The sequence below is a fragment of the Citrobacter freundii complex sp. CFNIH2 genome (assembly GCF_002880615.1).
Taxonomy (GTDB): domain Bacteria; phylum Pseudomonadota; class Gammaproteobacteria; order Enterobacterales; family Enterobacteriaceae; genus Citrobacter_A; species Citrobacter_A amalonaticus_F.
The window spans coordinates 1,693,228-1,706,776 of the sequence record NZ_CP025757.1 but is presented as its reverse complement, the minus strand read 5'-3'; the positions used below and the strand labels follow the sequence as shown (position 1 = coordinate 1,706,776).

The 13,549-nt window shown below is 46.8% G+C and carries 9 protein-coding genes; 6 read left to right on the top strand and 3 right to left on the bottom strand.

Annotated features, from left to right (window positions below; genetic code table 11):
* Positions 1 to 10: 10 nt before the first annotated feature.
* The 3 genes from mnmA to rluE are packed head-to-tail and all read right to left on the bottom strand — an operon-like array spanning position 11 to position 2,302.
* A complete protein-coding gene (gene mnmA / locus WM46_RS08480; protein ID WP_102602001.1) occupies positions 11 to 1,117 on the bottom strand; it encodes a tRNA 2-thiouridine(34) synthase MnmA in 1,107 nt (368 codons plus the stop codon).
* Positions 1,118 to 1,171: 54 nt separating this feature from the next.
* A complete protein-coding gene (locus WM46_RS08475) occupies positions 1,172 to 1,633 on the bottom strand; it encodes an NUDIX hydrolase (protein WP_061077271.1) in 462 nt (153 codons plus the stop codon).
* 3 nt (positions 1,634 to 1,636) lie between these two features.
* The gene (gene rluE / locus WM46_RS08470; protein ID WP_102602000.1) at positions 1,637 to 2,302 is read right to left on the bottom strand and encodes a 23S rRNA pseudouridine(2457) synthase RluE; all 666 of its coding nucleotides are present in this window, start codon (positions 2,300 to 2,302) and stop codon (positions 1,637 to 1,639) included.
* A gap of 171 nt (positions 2,303 to 2,473) precedes the next feature.
* Between rluE and icd the strand changes: the two genes are divergently transcribed.
* The 6 genes from icd to WM46_RS08445 all read left to right on the top strand — a co-directional run bounded on the left by icd (position 2,474) and on the right by WM46_RS08445 (position 13,490).
* The gene (gene icd, locus WM46_RS08465; protein WP_102601999.1) at positions 2,474 to 3,724 is read left to right on the top strand and encodes an NADP-dependent isocitrate dehydrogenase; all 1,251 of its coding nucleotides are present in this window, start codon (positions 2,474 to 2,476) and stop codon (positions 3,722 to 3,724) included.
* 457 nt (positions 3,725 to 4,181) lie between these two features.
* The gene (locus WM46_RS08460) at positions 4,182 to 4,970 is read left to right on the top strand and encodes a transcriptional regulator (protein ID WP_102601998.1); all 789 of its coding nucleotides are present in this window, start codon (positions 4,182 to 4,184) and stop codon (positions 4,968 to 4,970) included.
* A complete protein-coding gene (locus tag WM46_RS26345) occupies positions 4,967 to 5,443 on the top strand; it encodes a hypothetical protein (protein ID WP_187394470.1) in 477 nt (158 codons plus the stop codon). Before WM46_RS08460 ends, WM46_RS26345 begins: the two co-directional genes overlap by 4 nt.
* Before the next feature lie 164 nt (positions 5,444 to 5,607).
* Positions 5,608 to 6,123, top strand: a complete 516-nt coding sequence (locus WM46_RS08455; protein WP_187394469.1) for a helix-turn-helix domain-containing protein — start codon at positions 5,608 to 5,610, stop codon at positions 6,121 to 6,123.
* A 349-nt stretch (positions 6,124 to 6,472) separates the two neighbouring features.
* On the top strand, positions 6,473 to 10,759 hold the full coding sequence (locus WM46_RS26340) for an autotransporter outer membrane beta-barrel domain-containing protein (protein WP_262360467.1): 4,287 nt from the start codon (positions 6,473 to 6,475) through the stop codon (positions 10,757 to 10,759).
* Between the two features lie 121 nt (positions 10,760 to 10,880).
* Positions 10,881 to 13,490 (top strand): autotransporter outer membrane beta-barrel domain-containing protein, encoded by a 2,610-nt coding sequence (locus WM46_RS08445; RefSeq protein WP_102601996.1) that lies wholly within the window; start codon positions 10,881 to 10,883, stop codon positions 13,488 to 13,490.
* Positions 13,491 to 13,549: the final 59 nt, after the last annotated feature.

The window sequence follows — 13,549 nt, the reverse complement described above, 5'->3', positions numbered from 1 at the left end:
TTAAGAATAATTATACCGGCAGGGGCAGTCGCTGCTCGATAATACCGCCGCCGAGGCACACTTCGCCGCTGTAAAAGACCGCTGACTGGCCCGGAGTGACGGCGGCAACCGGCTCGTCAAACATCACTTCAACGCGTTCGGCGTCCAGCGCTTTGACGGTGCACGGAATATCCGTCTGGCGGTAGCGGGTTTTCACTGTGCAACGCATCGTGCCGGTGAACGGCAGGCGATCAACCCAGTGCAGTTGCTGCGCAATCAGGCCGACGGACATCAGACGCGGATGTTCATGACCCTGAGCGACCACCAGAACGTTGTTCTCAACGTCTTTATCCACCACGTACCACGGATCTTCCGTTCCTTCTTTGGTACCGCCGATGCCCAGACCTTTACGCTGACCCAGCGTGTGGTACATCAGCCCCTGATGCTGGCCAATCTCTTCGCCGTCCACGGTAATGATTTTACCCGGCTGCGCTGGCAAATAACGGCCCAGAAATTCGCGGAACTTACGTTCGCCAATGAAGCAAATGCCGGTAGAATCTTTTTTCTTCGCGGTAATCAGCCCCAGGTCTTCGGCAATTTTACGCACCTGCGGTTTTTCCAGTTCGCCGACCGGGAACAGACTTTGTGCGATCTGCTCATGGCCCAGCGTGTAGAGGAAGTAGCTCTGGTCTTTGTTGCCATCTAACCCGCGCAGCAGTCGGCTTTTGCCGTCGACGTCCGCCCGACGGACGTAATGTCCAGTGGCGATGTAGTCTGCGCCCAGATCTTCTGCGGCGAACTCCAGGAAGGCTTTAAATTTGATCTCTTTATTGCACAGAATATCCGGATTCGGCGTACGGCCCGCTTTGTACTCTTCAAGGAACAGTTCAAAGACGTTATCCCAGTATTCAGCCGCAAAGTTTACGGTGTGCAGTTCAATGCCGAGCTTGTCGCAGACGGCCTGCGCGTCGGCCAGATCGGCTGCCGCTGTGCAATATTCCTCACCGTCGTCCTCTTCCCAGTTCTTCATGAACAGGCCTTCTACCTGATAACCCTGTTGTTGCAACAGCCAGGCGGAAACGGAGGAATCGACACCGCCGGACATGCCGACGATCACTTTTTTTGGGCTTTCTGACATTGGAATACTCACGACATTGAACTTCAAGGCGGCGTATTCTATCACGCACCCCTTTTAGTTGACACCCTCTGTAAACGGCCAGTTAAATTCGCCGATCATCTCCAGCGGGTAACGCACGCCATTTTGATAGCAACGAATACTTTCGGCAACCAGCGGAGAACGCAGGTTTGGGGCAGTAAGGATGGTGTCGGCACTTACCCACCGGCAGCAGTCGATATCGCTGTCATGGGGTTCGGTGTCGCACATATTGGCAAGTTCAATAGAAAACAGGAAACGCAAAAAAGGCGTATTGTCCGGCGCAATCCATTGATGCATGCGAATGAAGTGCTGAGGCTGAGCCTCGATGCCGGTCTCTTCCCACAGCTCGCGCGTGGCGGCCTGCACCAGCGTCTCATCGGCTTCCAGATGCCCGGCGGGCTGATTCCACAGCGCTTTGCCGTTGATAGTCTCTTCAACGATTAAAAACTTGTCCTCTGCATGGACGATGCAGGCGACCGTGACGTGCGGTTTGAACATGATTTATCCTTTCTTTTGATCAGTGACATCCCGCCATTCACCGTTGGCCAGGTTTTCCAGGCTGTAATCACCCATCGCGTAGCGGATCAGGCGCAGCGTGGGGAAGCCAACGTGCGCGGTCATTCGTCGCACCTGGCGGTTACGGCCTTCATATAAGGTCACTTTCAGCCAACGGGTGGGGATGTTTTTTCGCTCGCGAATGGGCGGATTGCGCGACCACAGCCACTCAGGCTCCGCGACCAGCTCAATACCGGCGGGCAGGGTGGGGCCATCGTTCAGCGTCACGCCATTGCGCAACGCTTCCAGCGCCTCCGCTGTCGGTTCGCCTTCCACCTGCACATAGTAAATTTTACCGGTACGCTTACCGGGTTGTGTCAGACGCGCCTGCAGTGCGCCGTCATTGGTGAGCACCAGTAACCCTTCGCTGTCTCTGTCGAGACGACCTGCGGCATACACGCCCTGCACAGGAATAAAATCTTTTAACGTGCGGCGTCCGGCCTCGTCGGTAAATTGTGGCAAAACATCGTAAGGTTTATTGAACAAAACCACGCGTTTTGGCTGGTTTTCTTTCCGGGGCTTAGTGACTTGTCGTTGGCTGAATCGCTCAACCCGGTGATTTCTAAAAGAAGTTTTTTGCATGGTATTTTCAGATCTTATCAATTGCCGCATTATAGCCTAATAACGAGTGTCTTTCATGGCAGCGAACATTAGGGTAGTATTGACATGATCATTACAAAACATTAACAAAAAATTGCTCTAACGCAGTCGTGCAGCAGGACGCAAAGGCACATGCAGCGCGATGACAGACGAGCAAACCAGAAGCGCTCGAAGGAGAGGTGAATGGAAAGCAAAGTAGTTGTTCCGGCGGAAGGTAAGAAGATCACCCTGCAAAACGGCAAACTCAACGTTCCTGAGAATCCGATTATCCCGTTTATCGAAGGCGACGGTATCGGTGTTGACGTAACCCCTGCCATGCTGAAAGTGGTCGATGCCGCTGTCGAGAAAGCCTATAAAGGCGAGCGTAAAATCTCCTGGATGGAAATTTACACCGGTGAGAAATCTACCCAGGTATACGGTCAGGACGTCTGGCTGCCGACAGAAACCCTGGATCTGATTCGTGACTACCGCGTGGCGATTAAAGGTCCGCTGACTACCCCAGTCGGTGGCGGTATTCGCTCTCTGAACGTTGCGCTGCGTCAGGAACTTGACCTGTACGTCTGCCTGCGTCCTGTTCGTTACTATCAGGGCACCCCAAGCCCGGTTAAACATCCGGAACTGACCGACATGGTTATCTTCCGTGAAAACTCAGAAGACATCTACGCCGGTATCGAGTGGAAAGCGGACTCTGCAGATGCAGAAAAAGTGATCAAATTCCTGCGTGAAGAGATGGGCGTGAAGAAAATTCGCTTCCCTGAACACTGCGGTATCGGTATCAAACCGTGCTCTGAAGAAGGGACCAAGCGTCTGGTTCGCGCGGCGATCGAATATGCGATCACTAACGACCGTGACTCTCTGACCCTGGTTCACAAAGGCAACATCATGAAGTTCACCGAAGGCGCGTTTAAAGACTGGGGTTACCAGTTAGCGCGTGAAGAATTCGGCGCTGAGCTGATCGATGGCGGCCCGTGGATGAAAATCAAGAACCCGAACACCGGCAAAGAGATCGTGGTGAAAGACGTGATCGCCGATGCGTTCCTGCAACAGATCCTGCTGCGTCCGGCGGAATACGATGTGATTGCCTGTATGAACCTGAACGGTGACTACATTTCTGACGCCCTGGCGGCGCAAGTAGGCGGTATTGGTATCGCCCCAGGCGCTAACATCGGTGATGAGTGCGCGCTGTTCGAAGCAACGCACGGTACGGCGCCGAAATACGCCGGCCAGGACAAAGTGAACCCGGGCTCTATCATCCTCTCCGCTGAGATGATGCTGCGCCACATGCAGTGGTTCGAAGCCGCAGACCTGATTGTTAAAGGTATGGAAGGCGCGATTGCCGCGAAGACCGTGACCTATGACTTCGAACGTCTGATGGAAGGCGCTAAGCTGCTGAAATGTTCAGAGTTTGGTGACGCGATCATCAAAAACATGTAATCCAGATTCTGGGTTGTATGAGAACGGGAGCCGAGGGTTCCCGTTTTTTTATGTCTGTTTTCTGTCGGCTAGCAAAAATAACCGAAATTATTTATCGAACCCCGCGATCCGCACAAGGATATGTTTGAAAATCCAGAAGCGGAACTTGCCATTAATAAAGACTTTTAAGAATAATCACCAAAAAAAAGCTAAAAATGAAAAGAAATGAAAAGTAATACATCACTTTGATATTTTTGAATAAAATACCGGTGGTCTTTACCTGCCAATTAAAACTAACAGTGTTAAAAATTGGTTTTAAAATATAATATATATTCAGGTTTCTAAAAGATAAAAAAGCATGACAGTTTGATAGTCCCGTTAAATCAATGTGTTATATTTTGGTTAATATAAATATTTAATTATTGCTATCCGTTTTTTAGCTATACTATATTAATGAGAGCCTTAGGAGTGGTGTGTAATGATCAGTTACATCATTAATGGTGAAATAGAGTTTAGGCCTGAAGAGAATAAGTTAATATCGCTTGTTAATTCTGACCTTAGCACAACGTTGACTACACCTTCCAGTAAATGTTTATCTTTATTGCTTGAGAATGCCCCACAACTTGTCAGCCACGAGGAGTTATTAAATCGAATATGGGGAGATAATGGTATGTTAGTACCATTAAATACGTTACATCAGAATATATCCATTATTCGTCGCGGATTTAAACAAGTACACTCGACTGATGATAAAATAATAAAGAACATACCTGGGCAAGGTTTTAAAATATCATCAAAAGTTGACACTGTAGAAATGAATGAATCATCGCAAACTGCTAGTGTGCAAAATTTAGATATGACTAATGATGAAATATGTAGCGTCTTAAATAACAAGTTCCTGCATATTAAAAAATGGAGATTGTTATTACTGTTTTTTGTTATTTGTTTGTCAGTTGGTATAGCGGTTATTTATTTGTCAATTAACAGGGGAGAGTTGGATGTCTATCGAGACTATAAAGTGCATTTAACCAAGAATGGGTGCCATGTTTATTCTAATGCCAGAGTCAAGTATGACTTTGATAAAGTTACGGAGATACAATCAAAACTACAAAAAATGGATCTTTTTTGTGAAGACTATCCATGGGTATATATTTCGACTTACAAAGCAAGTTCGGTCTCTTCCGCAATAACTTGCAAAAAAGAAATCAAAACTAAAATTAAAGATAACTGCATATCATTTTATTTTAGAGAAGGGATCGAAAAATGAAAAGATTACTTTCCATACTACTTATTGGTGTTGTGACGGTTGGTGTTTATCTTGGTTTTTTTAATAATACCCATTCGGGATTTGTTAAACCATGCTCAACATATCTTATCATTTCCCATAAAGACACTCAGTTAAATTTATTAATCGATTTTCTTTCTTCACAGGATAATGGCATGGGGATTTTAACCGTAAGTGGAACATACTTTGAAAATGATAAAAAAATAGGCGTAATACGTAGGTTGGTAAAATATGATTGGGTTCTTTTAAATAGTAGCTATAGACTTTCAACTACAGAAATAAGAAAAAGTAGCAGAGATGAAACTCTTTCAGATGAGGATTTGGAGCTTTTGCTTCCTGGTTTCTTTACACACATTGGTGGTAAGTTCGACTTAACTATAGCAACAGTTGATAATGCAGGTTATGTTTTTTCTGCAGGTGTTAGACCATTGTTTTTTTGTGAGGTCACAAATTAGAACCACTTCTTGTACTTAAATGAATGAATAAGAATGATTTAAGTCCTTTTTTGACTAGGGTTATCAATAAGTTATGTTTTTAATTTTTTTTAAGTCGATTAACTTTTTCAAATTATTATAATAACCATGAATTTAACTTTGTTGCAGAAATGGTATTGGTTTTAATGGTTATAATTTCTCCTAATGTTTATTTTAAAATTGGATTCCAGAGTTTGTTTTTAATGTACATAAAAGCGACACCGTCAGTTTATGATGGGGTTGTTATCTACGATCGCGGAGATGGTCTGATATCGTTAATGCCGGTTGAAAGTGCAATGTGTTTAACTAAAGGACAAGGTTCTCTATATCATTTTTTGTTATGCACTTTCATTACATTTGATTATAAAAGAGAACCTGTGACCGAACTGAAATACTATATGGACAAGGTTGTAAGAGAAAGAAGTAAATATGCATCAAATTTGATGCTAACAGGCAGAAGAAAGTTGACAAGCAAAGAGTTACAGCTTCTTAATATGTATATGTCTGGGCGCACAATAAATAATATTTCAAAGAGTCTTGGTGGTTTGTGTTTAAAAACCATATATACAAGGAAATATAAAATACTGGAAAAACTTGGAGTGAGTTCATTGATTCATATTTTGAAGTTGCAAAACTATTGGCAACAAAGTTTTAATAAATGAAATCACTTGCTAAGCATGAGTATTAAAAACAAGCTTTGAAATTATATATGATCGCGAAAAATACATTGTTGGCTTTTTCCCGCAAAGTTTAAATTCATGCTGACTTAGACGCGTGGTTTTATCGTAATGCATTGATTGTTGTTTTTTTATTCTCTCGGAAAGATATGATGTAGCTTTTGAAGCTGAAATTTAAATGTCTTTTTGACATAAAGATAATGATTTTTAATATAGAAATATACTAGAGCATATTAATATAGGCCAACTAAACTAGCATTAGTTAGCTCCGCTTTCGTGTGGCCGCATAAAATAACTCTAAATAGGTATTTCGATCACTCCTAAGGGGTTGGTGATGTTAGAAAAATACAGGTTAAGCAAGATCTTTCTTGCTGTGTTTACTGCTATTTCAAGTTCGACTGTTTATTCATCTAATATTACAGATGGCCAGGTGCTAATTATTGATACACAAGTCACTGACACATCTACAAATGTTGGATACGTAAACGAGGGCACATTAATTGTCACATCTGGTGGCGAGTTTACTACTAATTACCTGAGTGCGGGGCGTGGCGGAGGTATTGGTAAAATTGAGGTTATCAACGGTGGGATTATTAATGTTAATGCCGCCAGTTCGGCATATCCGTTCAATATAGGAGGCTCCGCGGACGGCCCGGTTGGAACCACACCGGCGTACGGCTCCTTGACGATATCAGGTGAGGGAAGTCGGGTTTTATTCAATGCGGCAAACAATAATTCGTCAATCCGGGTCGGTGCAAGGGACGGTAGCGGATATATCAATATCCTCGATGGAGGAAAGTTACTGGATTATGTAACCAGCACCTCTTTTGGTGGGATCTGGATTGGTGACAGTCCTGTGGGAACCGGGACGACATCCGGAAGTGTTATTGTCGACGGGACAGGTAGTGAGTTATGGACTGCAGCTCGAATCATTGTTGGAACATATAGTTACGGGACGTTGAGTGTCACGAATGGTGGAATCGCGCATACAACAAACAATATTAATATTGGTAATCAGCCATCCACCCTTGGCTATGACAATACGTTGAGCGTATCGGGTGAGGGCTCTCTGGCACAGGCGGGAACACTCATTGCAATAGGATTAAATGGTAAGGGGGCTGCCGTTGCTGCCAATGAAGGGACACTCAGCGCACCGGAAATTCGTATTGCATCAAATGCAAATTCTATAGGTGAACTGGCTGTTGGTGCCAGAGATGGCGAGACCGCGGTTGCCGCGGGAATCATCGATACCCAAAATATTATATTCGGTTCAGGTAGCGGAGTATTAAATTTAAATCACACCAGCAGTGATTTTTCCCTCGCGGCAAATATCAGCGGTAACGGCACAGTCAATGCGCAGAGCGGCATATCAACCCTTTCTGGTGATAATTCAGCGTATCAGGGTAATTTCAATATTGATGCCCCGGCCACGCTCATTATTTCAGATCAAAATAATATAGGAACCAACGCTGTTTCTCTGACCGGTGGAACACTGGCGATTGATGCGACTCAGGACTGGGAGTTCATTAACACGCTGGCGGGACAAGGCACCCTGGCTGTGAATACCGGCGGCAATAATTTCGATTTCAACTCATCTACCCTGACCGATGCTTTCAGCGGGACGCTGGCATTGAAAGATACGATTTTTTCGCTTGCAGGAACGAATACTGCGGCGCTGAGAAATATGGTGCTGAATCTGGGGGCCGGAAGTGTGGCAAAAGTGGGCGACGGTCAGCAGAATCTGGCTGGGGTTGCCTTCGATGGCGGCACGTTGATTTTTGGTGATGTTACTCCGGGACAAACGGCAAGCGACAATACGGTTTACAGCACTGGTACGCTGGATATTTCCGGCCAGGGCGCAGTGCAAATTACCACGGGTGGTGACTTCAGTAATAGTCTGCCCACACCCGGTGACACTATTCCCTTACTTGAGCAGGATGATGGCAATATCCTGGTTCAGCTTGCATCCGGCAGCAGTGTTACCGGGAGTGGCGGGAATCTGACGCTAACGGATCAGAACGGCAATATTATTAGCAATGGCGGCGCAGTCAGCGATATCACCCAGAATGGTACGATCGTAGCTCGCGGTACGTATGATTATCGCCTGACTGGCGGGGAAAATAGTGATGGGCTGTACGTCAACTACGGGCTGACTCAGGTGGAGTTGCTGGGGCAGGAGAGTGATGCGCTGGTTCTGGCAAACGAAGGTCGAACAGGTAGTTCAGCGGATTTGAGCGCGAAACTAACCGGAACAGGCGATCTGGCGATCGATACCGGGGAAGGAAATACGGTCTCTTTGTCCAATCTGGAGAATGACTATACGGGGACCACGGATATCCGTAGTGGAACGCTGTTGATGCAGAACGATAACGTACTGGGCAATACGGCTCTGCTGCAGATGGCACAAGGTACCGGCCTTGAGATGAACGGACACAGCCAGACGGTAGACAGGGTGAACATCGTGGAAGATGCGCGGATCGGTCTTAACGGCGGCAGTCTGGGTATCAACCAGGGCGGGCAGATCAACGGGGAGCTGACAGGAAGTGGCTCGCTTACACTGAACGGTGGGACCCTGGAAGTGGACGGGGCCAACGCTTCGCTGAGTGCAGCCGTCTCCGTCACAGAGAGCGCCACGGCAAACCTGAATGCGGTTCAGGGGCTGGGGACCGGCTCACTGGATCTGGCGGGACAGGTCAACGTAGCGGATGCAGAAGGCGTGATGGTTAACAGCCTGAGTAATACCGGCACGCTGGCGCTGCATGCCAGTCAGGTAAAACTTGCAGGTAACAACAGCGATTTCAGCGGGATTTTCACGGTCGATGCTGAAAGCAACCTGATGGCATCCACTGCAGCGCATCTGGGGGAGGCCGCCGTTGAAAACGAAGGGCTGTTGACGCTCACTACCGGTGAGGACTGGCAACTTGGTAACCGCATTACGGGTAACGGAGCTCTTCTCAAAGAGGGGGCTGGTACGGTGGTGTTGGGTATAAACAGCACGCTGTACACCGGAACGACCGACATACGGCAGGGCGGGCTGACGTTTGGCGCCGGAGATAATTCCGCCACGCTGGCGTCCTCACAGGTCAACATTTATGAAGAGGGCTCCCTGGCGGGAAACGGTACCGTCTCGGGTAGTGTCAATAACCAGGGGATCCTGCAGGTAGGAGCATCTCCGCTGATAGCCGCCACACAACAGGCGTTGATGAGCACCCTGGCCGCAGCAGAAACAGACATGCTGACGATTAACGGTGGCCTGACAAACAGCGGACTGATCCGTCTTGCCCGGGTTTCTGATACTGCTCAGGCGGGCAATCAGCTGGTCGTGAATGGCGATTATTCGGGTAATGAGGGGCATCTGCTGTTTAATACGGTACTGAATGACGATGCCTCCGCCACGGATCATATGGCTGTGGCAGGGAATACCACTGGCACCACCTGGGTCAGCGTAAACAATGCAGGGGGAACTGGTGCACAGACCCTGGAAGGGATTGAGCTTATCAATGTGGGAGGGCGTTCTGACGGTGAGTTCATTCAGGACGGGCGCATTGTCGCCGGAGCTTACGATTATTCTCTGGTTCGCGGTGAGGGCGCTATGCAGAGCAACTGGTATCTGACCAGTCTGACAGAGGTGGCAGAACCGGACAGTGAAGCACAATTGCGCCCGGAGGCTGGAAGTTACCTTGCCAATAATCAGGCGGCCAACACGTTGTTTATGACTCGTCTGCATGATCGTCTTGGAGAGACACAGTATACCGACGTACTGACCGGCAAGAAAAAAGTCACCAGTATGTGGATACGCAACACCGGAGGACATACCCGTTTTAAAGACGGCAGTGGTCAGATCGGTACGCAAAGCAACCGCTATGTGCTGCAACTGGGCGGCGACCTGGCGCAGTGGAGCACCGACGGTCTGGATCGCTGGCACGTTGGCGTGATGGGAGGCTATGCCAACAGCAGGAGTCGCAGCGAGTCGGGGGTGACAGGCTATACCTCACGCGGACAGATTGATGGCTACAGTGCCGGATTGTACGGAACCTGGTATGCGAATGACGCTGATAAAACAGGAACCTATGTTGACAGTTGGGTGCTGTACAACTGGTTTGACAATACGGTGTCAGGTCAGGGACTGATCACGGAAAACTATAAATCCCGCGGCGTTACGGCCTCTGTGGAAGCCGGTTACAGCCTGAAGCTGGCGGAGAGCAGACGTGACAGCTACTGGATCCAGCCGAAAATTCAGATGGTGTGGATGGATGTTCAGGCTGACGATCACCGGGAAGCGAACGGCACCGAGGTAAAAGACGACACGGGTGGTAACCTGATGACCCGCCTGGGTCTGAGAGGGTATATCAACGGGCACAATGCCCAGGATGATAATAATGACCGGACTTTCCAGCCATTCGTGGAGATGAACTGGATCCATAATACGCGGGATACCCGTATGACAATGAACGGTGTACAAAATGAGATGCGCGGTACAAAGAATGTGGGCGAATTAAAGGCCGGTGTTGAAGGGCAAATCACGCCACGTCTTAATTTGTGGGGTAACGTTGCGCAGCAGGTGGGCGATAAAGGATACAGTGATACACAAGGCATGCTGGGAATGAAGTACTCTTGGTAACATAAAGTAGACTGTACGGTTTTAATTTAAAATATTCTTTCCTTTATATTTATATTGTCACCACGGAAGAATTAGGCAGGAAAATCGATTCGATTTTATTAACCTAAGAGAGATTAACGTCATGTTTAGATTGCCGACAGCATCTTTACTAATGGCTTTGCCCTTGATAAACTTAACAAGTGCTAATGCAATAATAACAGTTCCTGTTATTGCTGATGGTTCAATTTATACCTTGTTGGATGAAGATGTAACCGTACCCGGGAATGGAGAAGTCGCAATACGAGCGACTAATTTTGGTCAAATATTTGATGCTCCAGCCATAAGAAACACATATCAAGTTAACGGTAATCGTGCTGCTGTGGTTCAGGCTGATAATGGCGGAGAAATTACCATTGAAAACTCTATTCTTATAAATAATGGTGTCTCTTCGCATACCGGTGTCGTAATGGAAAATAGTCATCTTACTATTACGGATACTGATGTATTAAGTTTTGGGGATAATAGCGCCGCTTTATTTAATGTAGGTGGGCGATTAAATGTTAATACATCTAAAATAAATACGACTATGTTTAAATCGTATGGTGTAACTAATGATACGTTAAGTGATAGCAATAATTATGTAACGGAAGTCATTGATAGTGAGATTATAACGTCTGGAGAACAGTCATTTGGAGTGCAGGCGGCTGGAGGGACGACGATTATCACAAACACTTCATTGTCAACCTCTGGTGAATTAGCCCGTGGGGTCAACGTTGCGTCAAATAATGCTAATGTTATACTTGATGCCGTTAATATAAATACATCAGGAAATAACAGATCGGATGGAATCGTTGTTCTTGGGAAATTAACCGGTAATAATGTTGATGTTATAACAAGAGGAAGTAATTCATATGGCATTACAATGGGGGCGTCTGGGGTATTAGAATTAACAAATAGTAACATTATAGCAGAGCAAAACCCAGCCCTAAATTTTACAACTCAGGCACTCCATTCAAATGCGGTGGCAACTTTTATCAATAGTCGATTGCAAGGGGGGGCTGTAGGAATTACCTCTGGAAATGCTGAAGGTACTGTTAATATTACTTCGAGTGAAATTTCTGCAAATAGCGGGATGGTTTTTCGCGCACTCAGTAGCTCCGAATTAATAATAAATGCTCAGGGTGGTTCCGTTATTACGGGGGGCGCCGTGGCAGATAGTACTTCTTTATTAAATGTCAATCTAGATAGTTCTATTTGGAATGGTTCGGCAAGCAATGTTAACAACCTTGAGTTAAAAAACAATGCCGTTTGGACATTTGATACTGATAGTAGTATAGCTAATAACCTTTACAATAGCGGGGCCGTAATTTTTTCGTCCTCCCCCATAACAAATTCAAATAGCACATTGATTGTGTCTGGTGACTATATTGGGGATGATGGTTCAATTACATTCAACACGGTTTTAGGTGATGATAATTCATTAACTGATAAATTGTATGTATCAGGTGACGTTGAGGCCGGTAATACATTAGTACATATCAATAATATTAATGGTCAAGGAGCTCTGACCTCACAAGGTATCGAAATTGTGAGTGTTGGTGGCCAATCCTTCGGTGCATTCACTAAATATGGGCGCATTGTCGCTGGCGTATATGAATATGACATTGTGCGTAAGGGGGAAAATTGGTATTTGGTAAGTGGGATTCTACCAGTCCCGGAACCAACACCAGAACCGGATCCTATACCTGATCCGGAACCAGAATCTTCCTTAAATACAATCCCGACGATGCGCCCGGAGATTGGTAGTTATCTCGCCAATAATCAGGCGGCCAACACGTTATTTATGACTCGTCTGCATGATCGTCTTGGAGAGACGCAGTATACCGATGTACTGACCGGAGAGAAAAAAGTCACCAGTATGTGGATGCGTAACACCGGAGGACATACCCGTTTTAAAGACGGCAGTGGTCAGATCGGTACGCAAAGCAACCGCTATGTGCTGCAACTGGGCGGCGACCTGGCGCAGTGGAGCACCGACGGTCTGGATCGCTGGCACGTTGGCGTGATGGGAGGCTATGCCAACAGCAGGAGTCGCAGCGAGTCGGGGGTGACAGGCTATACCTCACGCGGACAGATTGATGGCTACAGTGCCGGATTGTACGGAACCTGGTATGCGAATGACGCTGATAAAACAGGAACCTATGTTGACAGTTGGGTGCTGTACAACTGGTTTGACAATACGGTGTCAGGTCAGGGACTGGCCACGGAAAACTATAAATCCCGCGGCGTTACGGCCTCTGTGGAAGCCGGTTACAGCCTGAAGCTGGCGGAGAGCAAACGTGACAGCTACTGGATCCAGCCGAAAATCCAGATGGTGTGGATGGATGTTCAGGCTGACGATCACCGGGAAGCGAACGGCACCGAGGTAAAAGACGACACGGGTGGTAACCTGATGACCCGCCTGGGTCTGAGAGGGTATATCAACGGGCACAATGCCCTGGATGATAATAATGGCCGGACTTTCCAGCCATTCGTGGAGATGAACTGGATCCATAATACGCGGGATACCCGTGTGACAATGAACGGTGTACAAAATGAGATGCGCGGTACAAAGAATGTGGGCGAATTAAAGGCCGGTGTTGAAGGGCAAATCACGCCACGTCTTAATTTGTGGGGTAACGTTGCGCAGCAGGTGGGTGATAAAGGATACAGTGATACACAGGGAACTTTAGGTGTTAAATATGTCTGGTAATGAATGAGAGATTATTAATATTTATTAACGTTACGATACCGCTTACGGTGGGTTTTTAT